We start from the raw sequence: 25,202 nt of genomic DNA, 5'->3' as shown, positions 1-25,202 counted from the left end.
GAAGAGTACCTTGCCCTTGTCCATGGCAGAGTCCATGGAAAGGTTTTCTCCCCGGAATCCCCTTTGCGCAAAAGAAGAAAGGATTCACAGTTATGGAAAACATTTTCGACGCCAAACGCATCGTAAAGACCGTCGGCGGAAAAGAAATCACCTTCGAGACCGGTCGCCTTGCAAATCAGGCTGACGGCTCCATCTGGATTCAGTGCGGCGGCACCGTAGTGCTCGTAACCGCCTGCTCCCAGCCTCTCGTACGCGATATGGGCTTCTTCCCCCTCACCGTGGAATACACCGAGAAGATGTACGCCGCAGGCCGCATCCCCGGTTCCTTCTTCCGCCGTGAAATCGGTCGTCCCAGCGAACGCGAAACCCTGTGCGCACGCGTTATCGACCGTCCCATCCGTCCCATGTTCCCCAAGGGCTACCGTGATGAAGTACAGGTGCTTGCCAACGTCATTTCTTCCGACCAGAAGGAAGAATCCGACGTTCTGGCCCTGACCGGCGCATCCGCCGCTCTCACCATGTCCTCCATTCCCTTTAACGGTCCCGTTGCCGGTGCCCGCGTGTGCCGCATCAACGGCGCATTCGTGCTGAACCCCACCATCCCCGAAATGGCTGAAGCCGACCTGAACCTCGTGTTCGCCGCTTCGCGCGACGCCGTGGTTATGGTGGAAGGCGAAGCCAAGTTCGTGCCCGACGCAGTGGTTGCCGAGGCTCTGGAATGGGCTCACAAGGAAATCACCCCCCTGCTGGACGCACAGGAAGAACTGCGCGCCATGCTCGGCAAGGAAAAGCAGTCCTTTGAAGTTCCGGTGCCTAACACCGAACTGCTCGAAAAGGTAACCGCACTTTCCAAGGCCGAACTTGAAGTCGCCCTGCAGATTCCTGAAAAGATGGCCCGCAAGGATGCACGCAAGGCAATCAAGGAAAAGGTTCTGGCTACGCTGGCGGAAGATCCCCAGTACGTGGAAGATCCCACTCCCCTCGCCGAAGTTTCTGATATGCTTTCCGCTCTGGAAAAGAAGATCGTCCGTGCACGCATCCACAAGGAAGGCCTGCGCATCGACGGCCGCGACGTAACCACCGTGCGTCCCATCAAGATCGAAGCCGGCCTGCTGCCCCGTACCCACGGTTCCGCCCTGTTCGCACGCGGCGAAACCAAGTCCATGGTTGTGGCAACCCTCGGCAGCTCGACTGACGAACAGCGCATGGATTCGCTGACCGGCGATATGACCAAGCGCTTCATGCTGCACTACAACTTTGCTCCCTACTGCGTGGGCGAAGTCAAGCCCGTGCGCGTTTCCCGCCGCGAAATCGGCCATGGCGCACTGGCAGAAAAGGCTCTGCGCCCCGTTACTCCTTCCAGCAACGATTTCCCCTTCACCCTGCGTGTTGTGTCGGAAACCATGGAATCCAACGGTTCCTCCTCCATGGCTGCAGTATGCGGCGGCTGCCTGTCCCTCATGGACGCAGGCGTGCCGATCTCCGCACCGGTTGCCGGTATCGCCATGGGTCTTATCAAGGAAGGCGACGACTACCTCGTGCTGACCGACATTCTTGGTGATGAAGACGCCCTCGGCGACATGGACTTCAAGATCGCCGGTACCGCAGAAGGCGTTACCGCCGTTCAGATGGACATCAAGATCTCCGGCATTCCTTCCGATGTCATGGCCCGCGCCCTTGAACAGGCCCGCGTTGCCCGCCTGCACATTCTGGAAGAAATGGCCAAGGTACTGCCCGCTTCCCGTCCCAAGCTGTCCGATTACGCACCGCAGATTGACGTTCTGGAAGTGAATCCCGAAGTCATCCGCGTGATCATCGGCCCCGGCGGCAAGAACATCAAGGCCATCACCAGCGCCACCGGCGCTTCCATCGATATCGAGGACAGCGGCAAGGTCACCATCTTCGCCCCCACCCTTGAAGCGCTGGAACAGGCCCGCGAAATGGTCCAGTACTACGACCAGCGCGCCGAAGTGGGCAAGGACTACATGGGCAAGGTAAAGAAGATGCTCGAAATCGGCGCCATCGTCGAAATCCTGCCCAACCTGGAAGCCCTTGTGCACATTTCCCAGCTGGATATCGCCCGCGTTGAAAAGACCGAAGACATCTGCGCCCTTGGCGAAGACATGAAGGTCAAGGTCATCGAAATCAACGACGGACGCATCCGCGCAAGCCGCAAGGCTGTTCTGCTGGAAGCTCAGGGTACCCCCTGGAACCCCGAAGACACTGCACGCCCCCGCGGCGGTGCTCCCCGTGGTGACCGCGGCGATCGCGGTGACCGTGGAGGCCGTAGCGGCGACCGTGGCGGTCGCAGCGGTGATCGTGGTGGCGATCGTGGCGGACGCGGCGGTGACCGCGGCGGCCGTCGCTAAGCTTCTCTGAAATGCCATTCAAACGGGCGCTCCGGCGCCCGTTTTTTTTGCCCTACAGGTTTCTGCCATTTGCTCCGAAAAGCTACTGACCATGCGCCTTGGCCCGCCTTCGGCACTCCCGCCCCGTATTGACAGTGTGCAGTGATTGGCGCATAAGGTACCTCCACCTTGACGGACAGTTTCGGGAACTGTTCCCCAAGGCTCTAGCGTGGGGGGATAAATCCTGGCACAGCCAGAAAGCCACGTCGGAGAGAGCCATGTACTCAGTTGACCATCTGGTGCAGCACCATTTGAAGCAAATGGAAAAGCTGTCTCGCCAGCAGGAAAAAGCAGCCCGCAAGAGGGAAAGACAGCAGCAGAAGTTGGAAGAAGCCTTCGCGAAATTCCGTGAAGAAATAGCCAGTACACTTCCGCTGCCCGCCGGAGAACAAACGGAACAGCCTGCACCGCAGACCTCCGGAACCGGCCTGCTGCACATGCTGCGTGCCTTCCTCTTCTAGGAAGCGCGCTCTGCAGAACGCCCCTTGATACTGCACATGAAAAAGCCGCCAACAGGCGGCTTTTTCATTGATATGGCATTATGTTGGCAGCGTTATGCAGCCGTCAGCGTGCGCATGAGCTGCTATCGCCACGATATGATACTGATCTCGGGCTGCGATCAGTCAACGAGCGTCCTTATCAGGCCCCGCGCAGCTTGCGCTTGTCACCCACGCGCAGCGTAATGCGTGCCTTGTCGAAATATTCCAGAAGCGGGATGAGGTACTTGCGGGACAGGCCTGTCAGATCGCGGAATTCATTGGGCCCAAGGTCATCGTGAGTCGCAAAATATTCGCGCACCATGCCCACCAGCTTTTCCATGGCGGGACCATGGAAGTACATGCCGTCCTTCACCTTGACCAGCTCGCCTGAGCCCTCCATGAGCCGCAGCACCGAACCGGCCTCTTTCACGTCCACGTTCAGGGGCTCAAGCACATCCTTCAGGTTGGGCGGGGTAATGCCGCCAGCGGCATGCGCTTCCAGCAGTTTTGCGCGCAGCCCTTCCTGATCCGCCGCAAGGGAAACCTTGTGACCGGCAATACGCATCACGTCGCCTTCCACTGCCAGCTTGCCCTGCTTTATGAGCCGCTCCACAACAAAGTGTACCAGCTTGGGCGCAAGCTTGCGTCCCCAGCCTGAGGTCAGCATGCCGCGGGGCATCCCCGGCTTGAGCGGCTCCTTGCGGTGATAGTCTGCCACAAAGTCCAGTGCCGTCGTGCCCAGCTCTTCCAGAATGCCGCCAGAAACGTAACTGCGTTCTTCCTTGTCAAAGCATGCAAGCTCCTGCTTGCCGCCCAGCAGGTTCAGTCCCTTTTCCAGAGCCTTTGATTCGATATCCGTCAGAATGCACAGTTCACGGAAACTCACGCCGGTTTCTCCCGCCATGCTTACATGCAGGCGGATGCGGTCATCCGGTTCGGCCTTGCTCAGGCTCTGCAGGGCTTCAAGCATCTGTGCATAGCGCGGATGTTTCTTGCGCAGCGGCTGCGCATGCGGATGCAGCAGCTTGCCGCCCGCCACCGTGCGCAGGGGAGAGAAGGAACGGATGACGCAACGGTCGCCGAACACACCGACCATGGGATCGGTAAAGCGCATTTCGCACAGAGCCGTTTCACCGGGCATAAGTTTGTCCCTGTCTGGGAAATAGAGACGCGCCAGGGTTTCACGAGAGCCGTGGTGAACATGCACTTCCGTGCGGTTCTTCAGCGGTGTGGGAGCGGAGGAAAGGCAACGCAGCTCCACATGCCACGTCTGGGAGGGGAACAGCGATCCCGGCAGCGCAACCACATCGCCACGTTCGATGTCGGCAACCTCGAGGCCGTGCAGGTTTATGGCCGTGCGCCTGCCCGCGGGGGCAACTTCCACGGTGCCGCCATGGCTCTGCAGTCCGCGCACCTTGGTCAGCGTGTCGTGCGGGTACAGCTGCACATCCGTGCCGATGGCCACGGAACCGGAAATCATGGTGCCGGTAACGACCGTGCCGTGGCCCTTCATGGTGAACACGCGGTCCACCGGCAGGCGGAAAAGGTCGGAACGCCGACGGGGTGCCAGTTCCTTTTCCATGCGGACGATGTACTGCCGAACCTCGTCCAGCCCCGCGCCTGTGTGCGAAGACACAGGGAAGATGGGGGCACCCTCAAGAAAGGAACCCTGCAGAAAATTCGCCACATCTTCCTGAACAAGAGCGAGCCATTCCTCATCCACCATGTCGGTTTTGGTCAGGGCCACAAAACCGGTTTCAATGCCGAGCAGCGAACATATTTCCAGATGCTCGCGGGTCTGGGGCATCACCCCTTCATCCGCGGCAATGACCAGCATGACAAAATCAATACCCGAGGCCCCGGCAACCATGTTCTTCACAAAGCGCTCATGTCCGGGCACGTCCACTATGCCCATGCGGGTTCCGTCCGGCAAACCGAAGAAGGCAAAGCCCAGCTCAATGGTAATGCCGCGCTTCTTCTCCTCTTCCAGACGGTCGCAATCTATGCCCGTCAGTGCCTTCACGAGGGTTGTCTTTCCGTGGTCGATATGTCCGGCAGTGCCCAGAACAACAGGCATGAAAGCTCCTTGGCTATGCAGATGAAAGGCAGATCGCGCCTTGCGGCGGACAGAATACGTGACAGTGTGCAGGGATGGCGGATAATGCCGCAATTCCGGCCCGATGCAACCTTGGTTGTAGGAGAAAAATCCGATCTGAACAAGCGGTTGCGCGGCCCATGCAAAGAAGACATACTTGAGAAAGGCGATGCGGCACTCCCGCGCCCTCAAGCTCTTCACGCATCTTCACAATCTTCAGGGACGAGGCAGCGCGAATCACGCCGATGCGGTCTGCCAGACCTTACGGGCCGCCAGACCAGACTGACCAAACTGGAATGGCCAGAAAAGCAGGAAGCAGGAACACACCATGCATACCCTTTCCATACGAACCTCGGAACGCGAACAGCTCATCGACATAACCCGCGAGGTGCAGAACCTCGTCAATGCGCAGGGCTGGCAGGACGGCATGCTCCTGCTCTACTGCCCGCACACCACGGGGGCCGTCACCATCAAGAACGGTGCATACTGATACCCACACGGAGAATGACATGGAAAAGCTGAAAGTTCAAACATCAAGCCGTGAGGAAATGCTGGATATCACCGGTGCCGTTCGCAAGCTCATTCGAGAGCAGGACTGGACTGATGGTCTGCTGCTCGTCTACTGCCCCCACACTACCGGTGCAATCACAGTCAATGAAGGAGCGGATCCAGACGTAGTGCGGGACATCGTGGTCAACATGCGTAAGCTGGTCCCACTGCGTGGCGATTACCATCACGCAGAAGGCAACTCAGACGCACACATCAAGTCCAGCATGTTCGGGTGTGACCAACTCCTCATCGTCGAACAGGGCGACTTGCAGCTCGGCACCTGGCAGAAGGTGTACTTCTGTGAGTTTGATGGACCGAGAAGCAGAACCGTCTGGGTGAAGCACATCCCCTCATAGCAGCCTTAGTAGCCCTCTGTTGACCGTGGCCGCGCTCTCCAGCCCTTCGGGTAGGGACGATCGTCAAAGCGCCCCTGCTCATCCCTGAGCTGCTTGTAGGCATGGATCTCATCCAGGTGATGCTCGATCAACAACTCAGCCGTGGACATGGCAGAAGCACCGATGTGCCTCAGCACCCGCCCTCGACTACGGGGAAAAGCGTGAAGCTCCTGGACGTGGATCTTGGGGCGACTCCACGGATCAGCGGCTGGCAGCTCCCTTTCCCATCGTTTGTGTGTACCTGACGCCATACGATGAACGACCTTGGCCACCTGCACATCCCTGAACTCGGATCTCGTGTCAGACTGGGGATCGTCCCGAAGGATCATCTCCACGGCCACACACGCAGCCAGCACTATCCGAGGATCCACTCCGTGCTTTCTCAGCCGAGCAATGGCGATTCTGGCTCGTTCCTTGGGCGGTAGCCCCCGCAGCCTGAATGCTTCCTCGTGTCTGCCCGCCTTGCTGTAGAGGGAGGAAACACGCCGTATCGCATCCTGCACCCAGTGCTTGTCCTCATTCTCCAGGATCCAGCTTAACGCGGCCTGACGGTATGGGTTCAGCTCCTTGGCGGTATACGAAGCCTTTGTCGGGCTACCATGGCGCTGGTAATGTTCCGCATGCGAACGGCAGTACCGTTCATCAAGGCCATCATCCGTTCCTGCCCGTGCGGGATGCTTGCACCCGATGACACGGCAGTATCCATGCATGTGGTTTGGCCGTGCAGCACGATCGCCCACGTCATCACGTCTGCTGTGGTCTTTGCTCTTGCTCGTCATACGTTATGAGTCCCACATATGGAGAAGGGGAGATAAGGGTAGAGAGTATGATCCTGGTTCATGGTCCTCCTTCACCTTACTCCTTCACTGAGATCTGAGATACTATGCCAGTATGGTCCTGGAATACTGTGTCCATCACCCGCAACCCTAGCTCCTTACTGCTCTCAGGAACAAGGATGGCATCATGGATGGGAAGCGCTACCACGCCCTCTGACATGAGCCTGACCAGCACGTCCACCATGATCTGGCTTTCCATGAACTGGAGCTTGTGGCCTATGCCGGTGTAGAACAGCTCCTTCAGACCAGCATGCGCTGCCTCAATGGCAGAGACCACCTCGCTGATGCTGTGCTGTGCGCTGAACTCCTTCCTCACGCCCTTGGGCATTCTGGTAAGCGGCTTGTCTGCGAACAGCATCGCGTTCAGCACCTTCTTCATCCCTGCCCTGTGAGACTCGAAGCCAGGTATGGAGTAGGCGTCTTCCATCGGCAGAACGGTCTCAAGCAACCCATAGGCAATGCGTGGTGTCGCTTGCCCATAGTCCAGCTCAACAGCCTGCTCGCCGTTGATGTGCAAGCCCTGTCTGCGCTCTTCCCTGCTCAGCATCTGCCAGAATCCGCCGAAGAGACGACCGCCAGACCCAAAGCTGCCCTGGGTGAATATGCGGCGGAGCATGCGGTTGGAAACATCCACAACCTTGCCTTCCCCGGCATACAGGTCATCGAAGTCCAAATCCGCCTGACGGAGCCAACGGTTGATAGTCCGCATCTGGTCTCTGTAGCCGCTGGTGACTGGCGTATCCTCATACTCCAGCATCGCCCCCTCATCCCACAGGCTGTCGCGGGTATCACGCAGGCATATGGTCTCCTGCTCCTCCGACAGACCGATGGCGTCCAGGCCAATGGCCGCCGATTCAATGCGGGAGATCAGCCGCTTACCGGCACGGAGAGTCGTCTGCTGTGAAGGACCAAAGAAGCCCTCATATCCAAGGCTCTGCTCAACGAAGCAAAGCTCCGGTGAAGCAAGGACATCCAGTATGGCAGGCAGCGCCTTGCTGTAGATTGCTGGCCGGTAGCGGCTTCGCGTTCCCAGGCGCGTATGGGATCGGGTGATGAACACCCGCCCCTCTGGCTGATTCAGGTGCTGATGGATGAGATCGCATACCACGGCGGAAACAGCCTTCTCGAAGGTTACTTGGTCGGCCTGCTTCCTTTTCCGCTTACGAAGCTGGTAGAGCGTCTCGTAGTTCCGAACCTGGTTGAGAACATCCTGAATGAGCTGCTCCACCGCTGGAGATGCAGGAACACGCCACGGATTGAATGGGCGGTCTGGGGTGAGGTCGGTGTCTTCTTCTGGTAGTTCAACGTGCATAGCGCGGTATGACATCCTGGCTCTGCAAACCACAACATAGCCACCCCGCATCCGTAACCGGACGAACGCAGAGAAGCCAGCAGAGGCAGAGGTGTACGTAGGTTGTTATTGGGCGGAGGAGTACAGGCTTCGTCCTTCTCCGTAGTAGCAGTCGTACACGTGCAGGTATGCGGCAGCGCACTTCTCCGTGTACGTGGCCTCGTCGTAGGCTTCAGGCAGTCCTTCGTCAAGCATGCGCTCGATGGTAAGGCGGACATTCCCCTGCGCCTGAGGCTTGTAGCGCCAGTCCAGAACCAACTTCTCCCGCTTCAGAGTCGCCAGCAAGTCCTTGCAGGTCGCCTTTACCTTCTCCTTCTCCTTCTCCGAGAGGACCGGTACAGGCTTGGTGAGGATGTCGAAGAGTGCCAGCTCCTCCTCGGTCAGCCCCTCGCGCATGGCTCGCTGTTCTTCCTCGGTCAGGTTCTGGGCAAGGGTGAGGAGCGCGTTGAAGAACTCCTCAATATTCCGGCTTCCCGCGTTGTAGGCGCTGATCAGTTCCAGGAAGCGTTCAAGAAAATCCTTACGGGTATGGTTCTGGGCAACCATCTCCTGGAGCTTCCGGTTCAGCAGTGCTCTGAGCCGCTCAGCCTCCGTGCGCTTCTTGCCCAGGTTGAACTGCTCCTTCAGCTTCTCAAAGTCGATCTTGCTCAGATCCATCAGCGGCTTGGTCGGATCAGTGGGCAGCACGTAGGCCATAGGAGCCACAGAGCGATCCAGAAGATCCTCCACCTGGCTCATGATGTGGGAGATATCCGGCGGATCCACCAGCGCCCTGATCTTCTGCGCCAGCACGGAGAAGAGGACAACATCGGCTGAGAGTTCCGCCGCCACAGGATCCGGCAGGATGGCACGGTAGACACGGGCTATGGCACCAGCCAGCCCCATGAACTTCTTCCTGGTCTCATCCGTTTCGAGGATCGCCTCAATGGCTTCATCCATCAGACCGATCTTGGGGAAGCCCTCTGCCGCCTTGATCTTCTCGGTATCAACCCCCTGCCCAGTGCAGAAGGCTGTGGCCTCGGCAATAAGGTGCTTAAGGTACTCCACCAGCTCGGCCTTGCTCTGGATGGGCGACTCTCCACCCTCCGTACCTGTAGCACCACCGTAGATAGCCAGTGCCTTCTGAAGACTACGGAACACCCCGACATAGTCCACGATCAGCCCCGCCTGCTTGCCGGGGTAACGCCGGTTGGCACGGGCAATGGTCTGCATCAGGGTGTGGTTACGCATGGGCTTGTCGAGGTAGATGGTGGAACATGAGGGTACATCGAACCCCGTAATCCACATGGCGCATACGAAGACCAGACGCAGCGGATCCGAGGGATCCTTGAACTTCTCTTCCATGTCTTCCCGAATCAGCCGCTTGCGATGAGGCCGGATGTCCAGCCCCTTGGCCTTCAGATCGGCCTCCTCGTTCTGGCTCTGGGAGACCACGACCGCCATGTCGGTGGTTTCCATATCCTGGATCTTGGCTTCCAGCCCCTCGCGCTCGCTATCCGAAACGGACGGTAATGCCGCTTTCAAGGCTTTCAGGTGCGCCTGCCAGTGTGCGGTGACCTTGTCGTACATCCGCACAGCGGTGGCCTTGTCGATGCAGATCATCATACCCTTGCCGCGATATCCGCGACTGGTGAAGTGCTTGACCAGATCCTCGGCTATGGCCTCCAGCCGGTCGTCACGGGTGATGAGATGGTATTCCCGTGCGAACTCCCTCTCTACCTTCCGCTCCTGGGCTTCATCCAGCTCCGCATCTTCCAGGAGCTTCGCCAGATCGTCGTCCAGATTGTCGTTGGTGAGCTGTAGTTCGGGAATGCGGTTCTCGTAGTACAGCGGTACGGTTGCCCCATCCTGGATGGACTGGGCGAAGTTGTAGATGGAGATGTACCCGCCGAACACTTCCTTGGTCCGCTCTTCACCAGCCATCAGCGGTGTACCGGTGAAACCGAGGAAGGCGGCGTTGGGCAACGCGCTCCGCATGTTGAGGGCAAGGGTATCATACTGGGTGCGGTGCGCTTCATCGGTAATGATGATGATGTCCTGCCGTGCAGACAGTTCAGGATAGACCTCACCGTTTCGGGTGCCAAACTTCTGGATCAGCGTGAAGACGTAGCGGTGGTCCTCCCTGAGCAGGAGCTTAAGATGGTCACTGTTGGTGGCATGCGCCTCCGCCTCCGTCACCGCCCCTGTGGCCGCAAAGGTCTTGTAGATCTGCTCGTCCAGTTCCTTGCGGTCGGTTACGATCAGGAACGTCCAGTTGCCTGGAATGGTACGCAGAATCTTCTGGCTGAAGAAGACCATGGAAAGCGACTTGCCGCTGCCCTGAGTATGCCAGAACACACCAAGACGGCCAGCCTCACCCGCACGGCGATCCTTCACCCGCAGCACTTCGGCAATGGCTCTGTTGACTCCGAGGTACTGATGGTTCTTCGCCACCTTCTTGATCAGGCCGCCCTTGGCCTCCTCGTAGACAATGAAGTTCTCCACGATGTCCAGCAGGCGATCCTTGGCGCAGGTGCCACGGATGAGGGTTTCCAGCGACACAACGCCCTTCTCTCCCTCATCATTGATGCGCTTCCACTCGAAGAAGAACTCCCAGTCTGCAAAGGTGCTACCCATCAAGGTTTGCGAGCCGTTTGACGCTACCACAAAGGCGTTGGGAACGAAGAGCTGCGGCAGCGTTGCCCTGTAGTCCCGGATGTTCTCGTCGTACGCATCCTTGCAGGGCCGCTGCGGAGCCTTGAGTTCCAGCAGGACAAGGGGAATACCGTTGACGAAGGCGACCAGATCCGTACGGCGAAGGTACACATCGCCATGCAGCCAGAGCTGGGAAGCCAGCAGGAAGCTGTTGTTCTCCGGTGTCCTCCAGTCAATGATCCGAGCCGTCTCCGTGCTCACAGCCCCGTGCTGATCACGAACCGTTACCTTCACCCCATCGCGGAGCAGACGGTGAAACTCCTGGTTGGCGTTCACCGGCACCATCTTGGAGCGGTCACGGGTCAACTCCGCTATGACCTGTTCCAGGGCATCTTCGGGCAAAGCGGGATTCAGGCTGGCAAGCGCAGCACGAAGGCGAGGTACCAGAATGGCCTCGTGGTTGTTCGCTCTCCCTTCGCAGGAGCTGCCACCTGCCCACTCGTCATACAGGTTCACCTCCTCCCATCCCAGCTCTGTGAACAGGGCAATGGCAGGCTTCTCTACCAGCGTATCCTCTGTGTAGCTCTTCGGGGAGGTGGTATGGCTCATTCAATGACCGCCTTGCATTCGGAGTTGTACAGGTTCGTTAGGCCACGTCTTCCAGCATGTTCTCAGCGTCTGATACGTCAATCTGTCCTGAAACGAGTTTGGGGAGCAGGAGATCACGTTGTACACGGAGGTTGCCGTTCTTATTGATCAAATTCTGCCTGAGCTTGAATAGCTGTGTAGCGTACTCATCAAACTGCTCAACCAACCCGCTTGGAGGAATTGGCATTGGAAGGCCATGTATGTCATTACGATTCAAGGTCGGAACGGCTGCCCCCGAGTTGAATCCCTTGAGGTCAATGGAATTGAGCACGAAAAATGCCAGTGCTACAGAGCCTAGGGGGTACGCCTTTCCCCACAATGTTGTGTTTAATGGCCAGTAGTCTTGTGTAATGTAAGAAACGGTTCCTAGCGAGCCAGAGCGTCCCGTAACAACGCCTGGAGCCTTAACTTTGCACTCGATATGAGTACCACTCGCTCCCGTTGCCGAAACGACCAAAAACTCACCATCCTGTCGAAGCTTCTTTGGCAAATCGAATCCACGCTGAAGAACAACGACATCCTCAAGCTTCCCTCGCTTCCACCCTTCAGGAATCCGCCCCTGCTCCGTCTCAACGAACTTCGCATCCTCATGTCCAGGGAAACGGAAGTTGACGAACCACTCCTCGTATATCCTCCGAGCCATCTCCTCTAGGATCTCGATCCGCCGCGTGTTGTTCTCGATGAGATCATCGTAGGCGGAAAGGATGGACGCGATGCGGCGTTGGGTTGAGAGGGGAGGAAGCGCGATCCTCATACTCTTTGCAGCGCCAACGTTGAAGTGCTGTTGAGCAACTCCGACAAGGTTCCCTGCCACAACGCCCTTCCCCCAAGTGGAGTTGAAGATCGCTGAAAGAAAGTATGGATCCAACCTATTCGATGGCCGGATGATTACGAGATCTGCACAGTTTGAGACTGGAAGATGAGGTGGAACCACAGCAGCTGTGCCAGGGTAACCAGTCCTGACCACGACGACATCACCAGGCCTCAGTTCCGACTTTTTCAGCTTGCTATGGAACTCTGGTGAGATGAATTTCACATCAGAGAGTGACACTGAAAATGGCATGACGTTTTGTGAACGAAGAAAAGGTATCCCTTTTTCCACATACTCGTTCGCCATAGACCCCACATGACCAACTGTGAGCTTGTCACAGACATCCTGCAACGCCACCTCTGGCCAATCTGTGTGCTTCGCCTGAGCCATTATGCAGTCCTCTCAAGCATCAGGGCCACATTGCTTAAGATCGCACTCTCCAACTCCTGCGCCTCTGCGTTCAGAACCACAAGCTCTTCATTCAGTTCTTCAAGCCGTTCAGCAAAGTCCGCATCATCTTCTTCCCTTTCCGCAGCACCGACATACCGACCTGGATTCAGACTCCAACCTTGGGCTTCAATGGCGGCCATGTCTGCAACCTTGCACAGACCAAGCACGTCAACATACCCATCAGCCAGCCCTTTCTCAGCCAGCAGCGCAGCACTCCCGCTTGCCAGTTCAGGCGCTTCTCCACGATACAGGCGTACGATGTTGGCGAGGAACTCGATCTGCTCTGGCAGGAAGTCACGGTGCGCCCTGTCGATCTGCCGGAAGATATGCCGCGCATCAACGAAGAGCACCTTGTCCCGCCGCTCCGTATTGGCCTTGGCCTTGTCAAAGAACCAGAGAGTACAGGGCAAGGTTACGGTGTAGAAGAAGTTGGAGCCAATGGAGACGATTACATCTACGGCACCGCTCTCGATGAGCTTCTGCCTGATGGCCTGCTCACTACTCCGCGCATCGCCTGCCGAGTTGGCCATGACGAAACCGGCACGACCTGTGGCATTGAGCGCGGAATAGAACTGCTGGATCCAGAGGTAGTTGGCGTTATCCGTCTTGGGCAGGCCGAAGCAGAATCGCTCGTCCTTCTCCAGCCGTTCCTTGTCCACACCGGATACGTTGAAGGGCGGGTTGGCCATGACAAAGTCGAAGCCTCCAGCCGCAGCCACTTCGGGGAACAGGTCTCTCGGCCTGTCGTAGTAGGTGTTGGCAACGCGAACATCACCGGTCAAACCGTGGACAGCCAGGTTCATCTTGTTCAGGTTGACGGTGGTCTGGTCCTTCTCCACACCAAAGACGCTGATCTCGCTGGAAGCCTTTTTGTGGTGACGCTCCACGAAGTTCGCAGAATGCACGAACATGCCACCGGATCCACACGCAGGATCGAGGATGCGGCCATGATACGGCTGGATCACTTCGACGATGAGCTTAACGATGGATTCCGGCGTGTAGAACACACCGCCCTTCTGTCCTTCCATACGGGCGAACTCACCCAGGAAGTACTCGTAGACCTTCCCGAATGCGTCACCCGTAAGGTCAACAGGAGCCAGAAGGCGCAGCAGCTCCACGAGGACCGCATTCTCGATCTGGGTGTAGGAATGAGGCAGCACACCACTGAGGTCTGCGTTCTCATCCTCAATGGCTTTCATGGCCTCATTGATGGATTTGCCCAGATCCTGTCCTTCCGGCAGGCGCTGAAGGTAGGAGAAACGCGCTTCAGGACGCAGGAAGATGACGCCTTCCGCCATGTAGTCGGCTTTGCTGACCTTGCGGCGGGTGCCTGATCCCACGGGACCGAGCTTTTCCTCTGCGAGGGCGAACTTCTTCTCCGCGTATCGCAGGAAGATGAGGCCGAGAACCGGAACCGAAAACTGGGAAGGCCGAAGGCCGGTGTTGGCCCAAAGCTGGTCTGCTGCAGCCCAGAGCCTATTGGTAATGTCTCCGTTAACCATGGAGCTAATTTCCTTGATGTTGTGAGTGTGTTCCTGAATGATGAGGCTTACATCCGATCCACGCTATCTGCAAGCCTATCAAGCCTCTGTAGCAGGTTGCGTACTGAGGACTTGTGCCAGCTACCACCACGTGGAGTAAGCATACCACGCTGATTGAGCTGCTCTGCCATGCTACCGAAGGATGTGATCCCCTCAGCCCGTATTGATTCGATTACCGGCGCGAGATCCAGCGCATGCCGATCCGCAGCGGACTGTATGGCCTGGATGCTGGCCGCATTGCCCTTGTCGGCTCTCTGCAATGCTGCTGCACCATTGGGGTTGCCCAGCTTCCGCCCTCTTGCCTTGGCCGCAGCCAGTGCCTCCCGCGTTCGTCGTGAAATGGCCTCCCGCTCCTGCTGAGCTACAAGCGCCATCACGCCCACAGTGAGATCGTTCGCTTCCGGCATATCCGCCGCAACGAACCGGACACCGCTGTCCCGCAGTGTGAGAAGGAACGCGGCATTGCGGGAAAGACGATCCAGCTTGGCGATCACCAGCGTAGCGCCTGTGACCTTGGCCAGGTGCAACGCCTTGCCCAGCTCTGGCCGGTCGTTGTGCTTCCCGCTCTCAACTTCGGTGAATGCACCAACCAGAATGGCATCCTTGGTACGGGCATACTCCTGGATCGAGCGTTCCTGCGCTTCCAACCCAAGGCCGCTCTTACCCTGGCGTGCTGTTGATACTCGATGGTAGGCGACGATCTTCATGCGTGGCTCCTTAGTACAAAATGGCGTAACGCTGGTTAGCCCGTTTTGTACGATTCGCATCGACGTGTCAATCGCCTTTCCGTGACCTTCACATCATCACGGCAGCGACAGCCAAGGACACCCCATGGGGGGAAAGTTCGAATACGGTCATACCGAATACCCGCTCAGATTTTTCCGCCAAAACAGCTCAACCTTACTTGTCCTGCTTCGGAGTTTGCCGCATCAGATCCCGCCGAATCTGGTCTACGATGAAGGAGGTGGATTCGATACGACTCACAGGAGGCCACGTAGCTTCAAGGACGGTAACGGCATGCTGCTCCTGCCCCTGCACGACCTTGTAACCCTGTGAATCCTGCTGTCCCTTCGCAACCTTGATACGCCGCGTATACTCCGCCACGCCCTGGAAACTGATCTCTATGATACCATGCAGACCGTCTTCACCCGTTGATGGGGTGAACGTGATCTTGTCTACCACACGCTTGAGGAGCTGATGCAACCGTCGTCTGGCAGAAAGGATCGCCTCAGGATCCCCCTTTCGCTCGATGGCAATGTACTTTGTAAGCGCCTCGCCAATTTCATCATGGCCGGTTTGCACAGCCGTCTGCCTGTCCAGCTCACGGTCCAGCTTGCCCCGCAGATCATCAAGCTCTTCTTGTAGCGCTGCCTTCTGCTGTTCCATCGTGTCCAGTCGCCCAATCAAGGTCGGGCTACTGCCTCGCTCAAGGAGGAGGTCTGCCAGCTTCTCAAGCCCTTGCTCAAGCTTTGCAAGCTCCTCTTCCTTGATCAGTATCTGGCCTTCGACCTCGTTCGCCGCAGCTTGCGACTGCTGGTAAAGGTTGGGGAACATTGTCCTGAAGTCCAGTTCGGTGAAGTTCATCAGGATGTGCGTCTGCGCTTCAGGATATCGCCACGTATGACGATGACACCCGATGTGCATTCGCGCCTTGGAGCACACCAGGTACGTGTACCCTTTCGGAGGTCTGCCTTTGTTCTCGAAGTGGAGCGGTGAGCCGCAGTCTCCACAGTAGGCCAGTCCCGTGAACAGGTTGGAAAACTTCTCGGCAGCACGCCCTCTCGGCAGCGCTCTGGACACCCTTCTCCGCTTTGCTTTCAGGAACACCTCCTGGGAGACGATCGCAGGAAAGTAATCCTGGATGGGATCGCCAACAGGCACCCGTACCTCTTTCCCGTCAACGCGCTTGCGTACATGCGGCTGGTACACGCCAATGACGGCCTCGTTCTCCAGTATCCGCCTGACGTAGTCGTAGCGCCAGCCTGACGACTTACCGAAGGAGGGAACACCCTCTTCGTTCAACGTCCTGGCGATAGTGCGATCTCCCAGGCCGTCCATGGACATCTCGAACATCCGGCGCACAACAGCCGCCTTGTCCTCATCCACCACAAACCTCTGCCCCTCCTTATCCAGCGTGAGCCACCCTGGACAAAGAGCAGTCAGCTTCCGCATCCCTTCTGCCGCCTTATCGCGCTTTGCCTTCCACGCCTCTGCTCCGCGCTTCGACTTGGTCAACGACTCCTCGTGTGCTCGCTGCATGACCAGAAGCGACATCATGAGATCGGTGAACCCCAGTTCGCCCTTCTCGGCATCGTACACCTTGCCATCTTGGAGCGTGACTACGCGCACTCCACAGCGTAAGATGCTATCCAGTTGGCGGAATGCCAGATAGGGAGACTGCCGAGAAAGGCGATCCAGGCTCTCGACCAGAAGGGTTGATCCTGGCTTAACGATTCCACGGTCTACGGCTTCGAGAAAGGCACCAAGAGCACCAGCCTGCGCGTTGTCGCCACGGAAAGCGGAGACACCAAGGTCATGGAATGAGAGCGCCTCATCCAGATCCAATCCGTGCTCATCCGCGTAGCGGCGGCTCATCTCGGATTGTCGTCTGAAGCTGTCGCCCTTGATCTGGTCAGGAGTTGAGAAGCGCAGGTAGCTGTATGCCTTGTTGTTCTTGATCATCTTCGGATTCCCTCTTCGGTGTGGTATAGCTGAACACTGATGGGTATTCAATAGCAACCATCAACGAAGGGGCAGACCCCGATGTCAAACGCGACATCGCTGTGAACATGGCCAAACTGGTTCCTCTGCGCGGGGATTACCGCCATGCGGAAGGCAACAGCGACGCCCACATCAAGACCTCGCTCTTCGGCCCCGCGCAAATGATGATTGTGGAAAACGGCGAAGTCATGCTCGGCACGTGGCAGGTCATCTATTTCTGCGAATTTGACGGCCCGAGACAGCGCAAGCTGTGGGCAAAGTTCATCGGGGAATAACAACGCGTAAACAGCGCCGGACATAACCTGCCTGACCCTGCCTGCCCCTGCCTGGCCCTGCCTACCTTGTCTGCAGAGCAGCAATTTCATCCAATTCTCCCAGGCCCCGGCCTGCTAAAGAACGTGGCAGGAGGTTCACCCATGACGCAAACCGATCATTTCACCTACGCAGCTTCGCCCCGGCACAAGGGGCTTGTCTCGTTGCAGGCGCAGATGACAGAGTTTGAATACGGACGTCATGCGCATGAGGAATTTGCCATCGGGGTTACGCTGCAGGGCGTGCAGGAATTCACCTGCGTGAGCAGCATGCAGAGAAGCACTCCCGGCCAGATCATGTTGTTCAGCCCGGAAGAAATTCACGACGGTCATTCGGGAGGGGATGACGCCCTTCGCTATGTCATGCTCTACGTGAACATGTCGTGGCTGGGGAACATCTTCACAGCCATGGGCATGCGGAACGGCATGCAGTTCCGCGCCAATGCCAACGTGGTGGAGTCACCTGCCCTGCGGCAGCTCATACTGCACGTGCACGAGCAGCTTTCCCGCAAGGAATACGACGACATCGCCCTGAACAGCTCACTGTATCTGCTTGCCGAGAATATCCGTCAGTACGGTGATAACCGCACCGACAACAGGCTGACACCTGCGCACAGAAATGTGCTGCTTGCCCGCGAGTTCATGTATGAACACGCCCATGAGCAGCTGCAGCTGGATGAAGTGTGCGCCATTGCGCAGCTTTCCAAGTTCCACTTCATACGCCAGTTCAAGAAGCTCTACAGCATCACCCCGCACCAGTATCTCATCAACTGCCGCATTCAGCGGGCCATTGCGCAGCTGAACAGCGGATCGTCCCTGCTTGACGCCACCTATGCCAGCGGCTTTTTCGACCTGAGCCACTTCATTCGCTACTTCAAGAAAAGCCACGGCATCACGCCGCGCCAGTATCAGACGAGCATTCTCAATTCATAAGGAAGGGGCACATGCTGCACATCTTCGCCTATGCCCTCGGTGTCATGTACACTCCGGGGCCGGTCAATATTCTTGCCTTTTCACAGGGATTACAGGGCACGTTCAGGCCTTTTCTGCGCTTTTGCGCCGGAGTGGGTATTGCCATGCTCATCCTCTTTCTGCTGCTGGGCTACACCGGTCAGATGATAATAGGACCGCGTATCCTGCCCTTCATCAGTCTTGCGGGTTGCCTGTATATCGCCCATCTTGCATGGAAGGTATGGGCCGTCCGCCCGCAACTGGGAGAGAGCGAAGACAAGAGCGCCCTCACCCTCGGTTTTCGCGACGGGCTGTGCATGCAGCTCCTGAATCCCAAAGCCTTCATTGCCACGCTTCCCATCGCAACCATCCAGTTTCCGGCAGCACAGGTAACGGGAGCGGGCATTCTGCTGCTTTCCTGCGTGCTCTCCTTTCTGGCATTCGGAGCACCGGTCACCTATGCGTGGCTGGGAAAAAGAATGGGAAGAAATATCGAAAACGCCGCGTTCATGCAGATAAGCAACAGAATAATGGCCGCCATGCTCCTCTATGTTTCAGCAAGCATGGCCTATGAACAGGTATACTGTCCTCTGCTGCGCGCATAAGGGCGGCAGGGCAAGAAGTTACCAGTCTACCGCCCCCCTGCCCTGTGCAGCAAGCCAGTCGTTTGCCTGTTTGAAATGACCGCAGCCGAAGAAACCGCGATAGGCGGAAAGCGGAGAGGGATGGGCAGATTCCAGAACCAGATGCCGCGCGGAATTAACCAGCGCGGCTTTCTGCTGGGCGTGGCTGCCCCAGAGCATGAAGACCGTGGGGGCGCACAGCGAACTGACCGTGGCGATGATACCGTCTGTAATTGCGCCCCAACCGAGAGCGGCATGGGAACCGGCCTTGCCCGCATCCACGGTGAGCGTGGAGTTCAGCAGCAGAACCCCCTGCCGCGCCCAGCGGGTCAAATCCGGTGACTGACAGGCAACGGCTTTATCCGGATATTCCGCCTCTATCTCCTTGAATATATTGCGCAGAGACGGGGGGAACTTGGCCCCAGCAGCAATGGCCTCTTCCGGCACAGAGAACGAAAGCCCGTGCGCCTGACCGGGGCCATGGTAGGGGTCCTGCCCCACAATCACCACACGCACTGCCTCGGGCGCTGCAAGGTGCAGCGCGTTGAACACCAGCTCTTCTGGCGGATAGACCGCCCCCTTGCTGCGCCGCGCGGCAACCGCCTTGAGCACGGGCAGGTGCTCCCCCTGCCGAAATGCGGGAACAGCCGCAAGCCATTCTGCCGGAACCTGCGCGCCGTTCCCGCCTTTCTCAACAATCTTCTTCCGTGCCACTAGCGGGCGTCCTTTGCCCATGCTTCAAGACGCTTGAAGCACTCGGCAAGCTCTGCTTCATCGCCGCCGAATGACAGGCGCAGATGCCCTTCGCCTTCCGGCCCGAAAGAACCACCGGGGATGGTGATGACTCTGGCTTCTTCAAGAATCCGCCGTGCAACGTCCGGAGAAGGTGCGCCTGTGAACAGATACTTGGCCATCACGTAAAACGCGCCGCGCGGTGCGACATACGAAAAATGCCCGCTCATGGCATCAAGCGCCTTGCAGGTAAGTGCACGCCGTGCCTCCAGCGAACGCTGCATTTCAGCCACGCAATCCTGCGGTCCGCGCAGGGCTGCCAGAGCCGCATGCTGCGAAACGGTGGGGGCGCATATGGCTGCGGCATCGTGCACCTTGAGCAGTTCGGCCATCCAGCCCTTGTCCGCCGCAACATAGCCCACGCGCCAGCCGGTCAGGGCATACTTCTTGGAAAAGGAATTGATGCAGATGACATGGTCACGCATCTCCGGCAGGCTGGCAGGGCTGAAGGGCATGGGAGCCGGTTCGCCGTCAGCGCCGAACACCATGAAATCGTACGTTTCGTCGGAGATGATGACGAAGTCACGCTCCAGCGCCAGTGCGCACAGTGCACGCACATCGGCTTCATCATACACCGTGCCGGTGGGGTTGCCGGGGTTGCACAGAATAACGGCGCGGGTGCGGTCGGTCACGGCAGCGCGGATGGCGTCCACATCCAGCCCCCAGTCTGCGGGGCGCAGCGGCACATACACGGGGCGCCCTTCCGCCATGAGCACCTGTTCCGCGTGGGATGCGTACCCCGGCGAAGGAATAATCACCTCTTCCCCGCGGTCAACGATGGTCAAAATCGCCATGAGCAGAGCCTCCATGGCTCCCACAGTCACGCCGATTTCCGTATCGGGGTCCACATGAAACCCCTTGTCGCGCGCCAGCCCTTCGGCAATGGCCTCGCGCAGGGCGGGCATGCCCGGCTGCAGCGAATACTTGCCCACGGAGGGTTCTTCGCGCAAAGCGCGGCACACTGCCTCCGCAATATGCGGGGGCGTGGCAAAGGAGGGAACCCCCTGCCCAAGAGATACACAGCCGCCCACCTTGGCGGCCAGCATGGGCATGAGCTTGGTGGCGGAAATGCGAATATTCTGAACCCGTCGGCTTATCTTGCGGACAGCCGGAGGCGTAACGGATGCTGAGGACATGGAACTCTCCTGCATAAGCGGAATGAACACGATGAATGATGCCGCGCCACGTCGCGCATGCAAGACGGAAGGGTCTGCCGGATGTATGTATGGCTTGTACAGACCAGATACGGCCAGATGACACCACCATGACACCTGCATAAGACCTGGCAGATGCCTGCCGGATACAACCGGCACCCGCACGGGAAAGCCAGCGGCCCCGCGCATGCTGCGACCGGCGCACCATACACCCCGCCTGCCCGACCTTGCAACCGGCCCGACGCGGTGATACCCGAAAGGGATATCCTTTTGCCGCCTGCAAGCCATGAACGCAGACATATTTCTCCGATCAAGAGAACAGATAGGGAGCCTTTACCGGATATTGCCACCGAGAACATATGAAATACACCCTGAACATCACCCGCAAACTGCTTGCTCCTGATGCACCGGACGCATTAGAAATGCGCACAAAACTGGTACTCCGCGCAGCCCCCGGCGAAGTGACGTGGCACATTGCACTGAAGGTGCTCGGGTATCTGCTGTTCATGGAATATGAACCGCGCATTGAAGAAGGCATAGGCTGGCACTACAAGCCGGACCTCGTGTCGCTGGATGCCGAAGGCAGGCTGCGCCTGTGGATAGACTGCGGCAACATAGCGGTGCGCAAGATTGACAGGGTGGCACAAAAGGTAGGCGCGCACGTTCCCTTCATCATCCTGCGGCGGACACAGCGGGATGCCCTGCTGCTGGCCCAGTCGCTCGGCAGAATGCGCTTTCCCGAACGGGTACACATTCTCTCTTTCGACAAGGGCTTTGTGGATGCCCTTGCCGGAGCACTGGACGCCACCAATCACATCAGGGCTGCAATCGGCCCTCATCCTGAAATGCTTTCCGGCATAGGCCTCGGTGCACAACCTGATGAGCACATGCACCACAAGGCGGGACACAAGCAGAAACCACCTGCCGTCCACACTGCGGGGGCAACCGGAACAAGCAGGACGCTCAGGGCTAGCAGGCCTGATACTACGGACAGCCCCGGCAGAACCGGCACGACCAGCACAACCGACATGACTGACATGACCGGCATTACGGGCGCAATGCATCCGGCAGTTTCGCAGCTTAGGCACATTACCCTGCATCTGGAAAACAGAAAGGGTGACAACGCTCTCGCCAGCGCCATCACCCTGCAACAACCGTAATTCACATCCCCCGCAGCCTGTCCGGTGTACGGGGAACCGGACTAGGGAAGCGGAGTTATCGTCCCTTCCGGACTCACCCGCAGACGCAGTTTTCCTGCCCGCACAGCCTTGCCCGCAATCTGCACAGCCACCACGGAACCGCTGAAGCGGTACACCGTGACCTCCACAAAGCCTTCCTTGCCCATGGCATAGCCCTGCCGTGCGGTGAACGTTACCGTGTCCTCATCGGGCAGCATGCCGTGCGCAGCCAGATAGACACCGGCAGGACCGTTGGCCGTGCCGGTAACAGGATCTTCATCAATGCCTTCTGCCGGGCAGAACATGCGGCCGTCTATGCGGTAGGGAACATCATCGCCAGCCTCCGCAAAGACATAGAGCATGGCGCAGCCGAGACGCGGTGCCAATGCCCCCAGAGCGGCAAAATCAGGCCGCATACCATGCAGCGCTTCAGCATCCCTGAGCGGCATGATGATCGCCTGCGAACCGGTGGAAACATACTGGGTGGGCAGGTCGGACCTAATCATGCCCACCGGAATGCCCAGCGCTGCGGCTATGGCTGCCTTATCCACGGCATCCAGCTCTCTGCCGAGCTGTGGCTCGCCCAGTGTCATGGTCACTTCAGGGTTGCCGAGCTCGTCGGTACCTATCAGAACAGGCATACGCCCTGCTCCTGTTTCCATGGCATGATTCGCCTCGCGTATGCCCTTTTCTCCGGCAAGGGCAAAATGCGTGGCAATGGTGGCGTGTCCGCACACAGGCACTTCCATGGTCGGAGTAAAAAAGCGCACGAGCATGTCAGCGGCATCCGGCATGAACATGCCGCCAAAATCAAAGGGAACGCCCCCCTGCACAGTATCCGCAGCAGGCGGCGGCAACAGAAACGCTGTTTCGGAAGCCCCCACATGGGCGGCAATGGCCTGCATCTGCGCGGCATCCAGTTTTTCCGCTTCCAGCACCACCCCTGCGCGGTTGCCCTTGCCCACGGTTTCGGTAAAGGCATCAACCAGCAGTACGGTTACTTCCATGTCGCTCTCCTGTAACCGGCACAACAGCCGGTCTGAAAAAGGCCGATACCATACGGTACCGGCCTGAAATTGCGTACCGTCCGGCACGTTGCAAACATTGCTCCGTTAGAGCGTGCCGTACAGGGCCATATATGCCTGCGCCATGCGCGTATCCGAAAATTCAGTCGCAGAGCCGTGACCGGCGTCCACCAGCGTTTGTGCAAGCGCCCTGCCCGTCATCACCCTGTGCAGGCAACGGGCCAGCGCTTCGTGGTCACGGTTGGGGAACACAAGTCCGTTCACGCCGTCCTGAACCAGCTCAAGATTCGAGGGCAGGTCCGAGGTAATCACGGGCAGGCCGGTACACCAGCCTTCCTTGATGGTGCCGGAAGAACCCTCCCCGTCCACCGAAGGAACAGCGAGAATGTCGAAATCCGGCAGAAATTCACGGCTGTCCTGCCAGCCCAGCATGGCAAGACGGGAATCCACTCCCAGCTGACCAGCCAGAACCGCAACGGTATTGAACAGCTCGCCCGCCCCTATCAGGCGGACTTCCCATGGCGGCAGGCCGTCCATGTTCTGCAGCTCGGCCATGGCGCGTATAAGCACTTCATGTCCCTTCTGCCCGGTAAACGCCCCCACCATGCCTATGACCATGCGGCCGTCGCCACGGTTGCGCTTGCGGGTATAGCGGGCGCAGTCGATGCCGGAGTGGATGGTATGCACCTTGACCGCTGGCATGCCCGAGGCGACGAGAACGTTGGAAATTTCCTGACTCACCCCCACAACGGCCTCTGCCCGCAGATACTTGCTGCCGCGCCAGCCGGTCTTGAGCGGATAGGAGACGCGGCGCGAATGCACAACTACCACCTTGTCGCCCCACAGCTTCTTGCACATGGCGGCAAGGGCTGCACTCTTGGCACAGTGGGAATGCAGAATGCGAACGCCTTCCCTGTGCACCAGCTTGCGGATGGCATGCAGGTTGCGCGGGTCCCACTCCCTGCCGCCGGAGAGGGGCAGCACGCGCACGCCTTCAAGCTCCGCAGCATGTTTGAGCAACGGAGCCTGCGCAGGTGCGGCAATTATGGGCTCAAAGCCTTCGGCAGCACCCAGCGCACGGGCAAGGTAATATACCTGCCACTGGCCGCCGCGCATCTCCCTGCCGAGATCAAGCAACAATATGTGCATCAGAACTCTGTGTTCCTAAAGGTAGATACGGCACCGGGATTACCGGTGCCGGACCATATTCATCATGTATCGGCCTGCGGCGCGGTGCCGCAGCGGCCGGAGTCAATTCTGCCGGAATCGATACTGCCAACATAGACTGTCAGCAGCTGGCAGCATAAATCCTGTCGCATCAATCCTGAGAAACAGGGACACCGCTTGCCACAATATCCTCGCGCAGCAGCGCCCGAATCCGCTTTGCCACCGGTCCCGGACGCACATCATGGATGGGCTGGCCCTCGAAGCGGACAATGCTCACGCAGTCGCCCGTGGTACCCATTATCATGACCTCGCGGGCGCGGTACAGATCGTCTTCACGCACACGCTTGAACACAACGGGCATCTCGTCCTTCACCAGATCCACCGCACGCATGATGGTGGTACCCGTCAGCGCGTTGGTGAATTCGGGAATGACCAGCGTTCCGTCCTGATCAACCAGCGCCACGTTCTCGGTGGCACCTTCGGCAAGGAAATCATTGTCGTCAAAACTCAAAGGCACGTTCAAACCGCGTTCCGTCGCCTCGCGCCGCATGAGCACGTTGGGGATATAGTTGGCGTTCTTCATTCTCGCCATATAGCCCGGCTTGGCCGGAATGGAGGAGCGGAACGCCGTAACTCCGGTTTCGTAAAACGCGGCGGGCAGCGGCTTGAAGCGATACGCCACCACATACAGGCTGGAGACGGGGCACTCGGCAGGATCAATGCCGAAACCGCCCGGACCGCGCCCCACAAGGATACGCAGCATGCCGTCTTCCGTTTCAGCAGCGCGTGCCACTTCAATGGCAATTTCGCGCAGCCGTTCCCATGTGCAGGGCGGAGCCAGATACAGTCCCTTGGCAGAGCGCTTCATACGCTCGACATGCGCGTCGAGCTGGTAGATGCGGCCGCCTTCCCACTTGATGCTTTCAAAGATGCCGTCGCCGCGATGGGCAAGGTGGTCATCCATGGGCAGCACCATCAGGCGCGGGTTCCTGCATATGCAGCCTATGCGGTGCTCATAAAAGGCAAGAACCCCCTGTTCGCCCGCGCGGCGGGCGGACAGGAGCTTCTGCATATATTCTTCGG

The 25,202-nt window shown here is 58.4% G+C and carries 20 protein-coding genes and 1 pseudogene; 8 read left to right on the top strand and 13 right to left on the bottom strand.

Annotated elements, in window-relative coordinates; all coding sequences use genetic code 11:
- Positions 1-92 precede the first annotated feature (92 nt).
- Both pnp and HUV30_RS03700 read left to right on the top strand, forming a co-directional pair.
- On the top strand, positions 93-2,369 hold the full coding sequence (gene pnp, locus HUV30_RS03705) for a polyribonucleotide nucleotidyltransferase (RefSeq protein WP_174404090.1): 2,277 nt from the start codon (positions 93-95) through the stop codon (positions 2,367-2,369).
- Between the two features lie 257 nt (positions 2,370-2,626).
- Positions 2,627-2,869, top strand: coding sequence for a hypothetical protein (locus tag HUV30_RS03700; protein ID WP_174404089.1), 243 nt, complete (start codon positions 2,627-2,629; stop codon positions 2,867-2,869).
- Between the two features lie 178 nt (positions 2,870-3,047).
- On the opposite strand, the gene selB is transcribed toward HUV30_RS03700, so the two are convergent.
- Positions 3,048-4,964, bottom strand: coding sequence for a selenocysteine-specific translation elongation factor (selB, locus tag HUV30_RS03695; protein WP_174404088.1), 1,917 nt, complete (start codon positions 4,962-4,964; stop codon positions 3,048-3,050).
- 346 nt (positions 4,965-5,310) lie between these two features.
- Between selB and HUV30_RS03690 the strand changes: the two genes are divergently transcribed.
- Both HUV30_RS03690 and HUV30_RS03685 read left to right on the top strand, forming a co-directional pair.
- On the top strand, positions 5,311-5,472 hold the full coding sequence (locus HUV30_RS03690; protein WP_174404087.1) for a YjbQ family protein: 162 nt from the start codon (positions 5,311-5,313) through the stop codon (positions 5,470-5,472).
- 19 nt (positions 5,473-5,491) lie between these two features.
- Complete coding sequence (locus HUV30_RS03685) at positions 5,492-5,887, top strand: secondary thiamine-phosphate synthase enzyme YjbQ (RefSeq protein ID WP_174404086.1); 396 nt, start codon at positions 5,492-5,494, stop codon at positions 5,885-5,887.
- 5 nt (positions 5,888-5,892) lie between these two features.
- Here the strand turns inward: HUV30_RS03685 and HUV30_RS03680 are convergent, their stop codons facing one another.
- The 7 genes from HUV30_RS03680 to HUV30_RS03650 form a co-directional block, all read right to left on the bottom strand.
- Positions 5,893-6,705: a hypothetical protein gene (locus HUV30_RS03680; RefSeq protein WP_174404085.1), complete on the bottom strand. Its 813-nt coding sequence runs from the start codon at positions 6,703-6,705 to the stop codon at positions 5,893-5,895.
- Positions 6,706-6,781: 76 nt separating this feature from the next.
- The gene (locus tag HUV30_RS03675; protein WP_174404084.1) at positions 6,782-8,074 is read right to left on the bottom strand and encodes a hypothetical protein; all 1,293 of its coding nucleotides are present in this window, start codon (positions 8,072-8,074) and stop codon (positions 6,782-6,784) included.
- Positions 8,075-8,179: 105 nt separating this feature from the next.
- Positions 8,180-11,356 (bottom strand): type I restriction endonuclease subunit R, encoded by a 3,177-nt coding sequence (locus HUV30_RS03670; RefSeq protein WP_174404083.1) that lies wholly within the window; start codon positions 11,354-11,356, stop codon positions 8,180-8,182.
- Between the two features lie 37 nt (positions 11,357-11,393).
- The gene (locus HUV30_RS03665) at positions 11,394-12,596 is read right to left on the bottom strand and encodes a restriction endonuclease subunit S (RefSeq protein ID WP_174404082.1); all 1,203 of its coding nucleotides are present in this window, start codon (positions 12,594-12,596) and stop codon (positions 11,394-11,396) included.
- A complete protein-coding gene (locus tag HUV30_RS03660; RefSeq protein ID WP_174404081.1) occupies positions 12,596-14,158 on the bottom strand; it encodes a type I restriction-modification system subunit M in 1,563 nt (520 codons plus the stop codon). The genes HUV30_RS03665 and HUV30_RS03660 overlap by 1 nt, the downstream gene beginning before the upstream one ends.
- 47 nt (positions 14,159-14,205) lie before the next feature.
- Positions 14,206-14,904, bottom strand: coding sequence for a recombinase family protein (locus tag HUV30_RS03655; protein ID WP_174404080.1), 699 nt, complete (start codon positions 14,902-14,904; stop codon positions 14,206-14,208).
- A gap of 193 nt (positions 14,905-15,097) precedes the next feature.
- Positions 15,098-16,879 (bottom strand): recombinase family protein, encoded by a 1,782-nt coding sequence (locus HUV30_RS03650; RefSeq protein WP_174404079.1) that lies wholly within the window; start codon positions 16,877-16,879, stop codon positions 15,098-15,100.
- 56 nt (positions 16,880-16,935) lie between these two features.
- On the opposite strand from HUV30_RS03650, the pseudogene HUV30_RS03645 reads away from it, so the two are divergent.
- The 3 genes and pseudogenes from HUV30_RS03645 to HUV30_RS03635 form a co-directional block, all read left to right on the top strand.
- Positions 16,936-17,193: pseudogene (locus HUV30_RS03645) on the top strand (secondary thiamine-phosphate synthase enzyme YjbQ); the annotation flags it as partial.
- A 141-nt stretch (positions 17,194-17,334) separates the two neighbouring features.
- The gene (locus tag HUV30_RS03640; RefSeq protein ID WP_174404078.1) at positions 17,335-18,162 is read left to right on the top strand and encodes an AraC family transcriptional regulator; all 828 of its coding nucleotides are present in this window, start codon (positions 17,335-17,337) and stop codon (positions 18,160-18,162) included.
- Positions 18,163-18,173: 11 nt separating this feature from the next.
- The gene (locus HUV30_RS03635) at positions 18,174-18,785 is read left to right on the top strand and encodes a LysE family translocator (protein ID WP_174404077.1); all 612 of its coding nucleotides are present in this window, start codon (positions 18,174-18,176) and stop codon (positions 18,783-18,785) included.
- 18 nt (positions 18,786-18,803) lie between these two features.
- Here the strand turns inward: HUV30_RS03635 and HUV30_RS03630 are convergent, their stop codons facing one another.
- Positions 18,804-19,517: a uracil-DNA glycosylase gene (locus HUV30_RS03630; RefSeq protein ID WP_243452058.1), complete on the bottom strand. Its 714-nt coding sequence runs from the start codon at positions 19,515-19,517 to the stop codon at positions 18,804-18,806.
- Positions 19,517-20,731 carry a pyridoxal phosphate-dependent aminotransferase gene (locus tag HUV30_RS03625; protein ID WP_174404075.1) on the bottom strand — a complete coding sequence of 405 codons (1,215 nt, stop codon included), beginning with the start codon at positions 20,729-20,731 and terminating at the stop codon, positions 19,517-19,519. The genes HUV30_RS03630 and HUV30_RS03625 overlap by 1 nt, the downstream gene beginning before the upstream one ends.
- Before the next feature lie 377 nt (positions 20,732-21,108).
- Between HUV30_RS03625 and HUV30_RS03620 the strand changes: the two genes are divergently transcribed.
- A complete protein-coding gene (locus HUV30_RS03620; protein WP_174404074.1) occupies positions 21,109-21,909 on the top strand; it encodes a YaeQ family protein in 801 nt (266 codons plus the stop codon).
- 41 nt (positions 21,910-21,950) lie between these two features.
- Here HUV30_RS03620 and HUV30_RS03615 read toward each other — a convergent pair whose 3' ends face one another.
- The 3 genes from HUV30_RS03615 to HUV30_RS03605 all read right to left on the bottom strand — a co-directional run bounded on the left by HUV30_RS03615 (position 21,951) and on the right by HUV30_RS03605 (position 25,191).
- A complete protein-coding gene (locus tag HUV30_RS03615) occupies positions 21,951-22,934 on the bottom strand; it encodes a PhzF family phenazine biosynthesis isomerase (RefSeq protein ID WP_174404073.1) in 984 nt (327 codons plus the stop codon).
- Positions 22,935-23,039: 105 nt separating this feature from the next.
- Positions 23,040-24,101, bottom strand: coding sequence for a glycosyltransferase family 4 protein (locus HUV30_RS03610; RefSeq protein ID WP_174404072.1), 1,062 nt, complete (start codon positions 24,099-24,101; stop codon positions 23,040-23,042).
- A 169-nt stretch (positions 24,102-24,270) separates the two neighbouring features.
- Complete coding sequence (locus HUV30_RS03605) at positions 24,271-25,191, bottom strand: aminotransferase class IV (RefSeq protein ID WP_373869321.1); 921 nt, start codon at positions 25,189-25,191, stop codon at positions 24,271-24,273.
- Positions 25,192-25,202: the final 11 nt, after the last annotated feature.

The sequence above is a fragment of the Desulfovibrio subterraneus genome, assembly GCF_013340285.1.
Taxonomy (GTDB): Bacteria; Desulfobacterota; Desulfovibrionia; order Desulfovibrionales; family Desulfovibrionaceae; genus Halodesulfovibrio; species Halodesulfovibrio subterraneus.
This window is presented reverse-complemented; position numbering and strand designations above follow the sequence as displayed.

Coding starts and splice junctions, on each gene's coding strand:
- HUV30_RS03610 (WP_174404072.1), bottom strand. CDS start 24,101: ATGCACATATTGTTGCTTGATCTCGGCAGGGAGATGCGCGGCGGCCAG.
- HUV30_RS03665 (WP_174404082.1), bottom strand. CDS start 12,596: ATGGCTCAGGCGAAGCACACAGATTGGCCAGAGGTGGCGTTGCAGGAT.
- HUV30_RS03635 (WP_174404077.1), top strand. CDS start 18,174: ATGCTGCACATCTTCGCCTATGCCCTCGGTGTCATGTACACTCCGGGG.
- HUV30_RS03690 (WP_174404087.1), top strand. CDS start 5,311: ATGCATACCCTTTCCATACGAACCTCGGAACGCGAACAGCTCATCGAC.
- HUV30_RS03655 (WP_174404080.1), bottom strand. CDS start 14,904: ATGAAGATCGTCGCCTACCATCGAGTATCAACAGCACGCCAGGGTAAG.
- selB (WP_174404088.1), bottom strand. CDS start 4,964: ATGCCTGTTGTTCTGGGCACTGCCGGACATATCGACCACGGAAAGACA.
- HUV30_RS03625 (WP_174404075.1), bottom strand. CDS start 20,731: ATGTCCTCAGCATCCGTTACGCCTCCGGCTGTCCGCAAGATAAGCCGA.
- pnp (WP_174404090.1), top strand. CDS start 93: ATGGAAAACATTTTCGACGCCAAACGCATCGTAAAGACCGTCGGCGGA.
- HUV30_RS03605 (WP_373869321.1), bottom strand. CDS start 25,191: ATGCAGAAGCTCCTGTCCGCCCGCCGCGCGGGCGAACAGGGGGTTCTT.
- HUV30_RS03615 (WP_174404073.1), bottom strand. CDS start 22,934: ATGGAAGTAACCGTACTGCTGGTTGATGCCTTTACCGAAACCGTGGGC.
- HUV30_RS03675 (WP_174404084.1), bottom strand. CDS start 8,074: ATGCACGTTGAACTACCAGAAGAAGACACCGACCTCACCCCAGACCGC.
- HUV30_RS03700 (WP_174404089.1), top strand. CDS start 2,627: ATGTACTCAGTTGACCATCTGGTGCAGCACCATTTGAAGCAAATGGAA.
- HUV30_RS03660 (WP_174404081.1), bottom strand. CDS start 14,158: ATGGTTAACGGAGACATTACCAATAGGCTCTGGGCTGCAGCAGACCAG.
- HUV30_RS03680 (WP_174404085.1), bottom strand. CDS start 6,705: ATGACGAGCAAGAGCAAAGACCACAGCAGACGTGATGACGTGGGCGAT.
- HUV30_RS03650 (WP_174404079.1), bottom strand. CDS start 16,879: ATGATCAAGAACAACAAGGCATACAGCTACCTGCGCTTCTCAACTCCT.
- HUV30_RS03685 (WP_174404086.1), top strand. CDS start 5,492: ATGGAAAAGCTGAAAGTTCAAACATCAAGCCGTGAGGAAATGCTGGAT.
- HUV30_RS03670 (WP_174404083.1), bottom strand. CDS start 11,356: ATGAGCCATACCACCTCCCCGAAGAGCTACACAGAGGATACGCTGGTA.
- HUV30_RS03620 (WP_174404074.1), top strand. CDS start 21,109: ATGAAATACACCCTGAACATCACCCGCAAACTGCTTGCTCCTGATGCA.
- HUV30_RS03640 (WP_174404078.1), top strand. CDS start 17,335: ATGACGCAAACCGATCATTTCACCTACGCAGCTTCGCCCCGGCACAAG.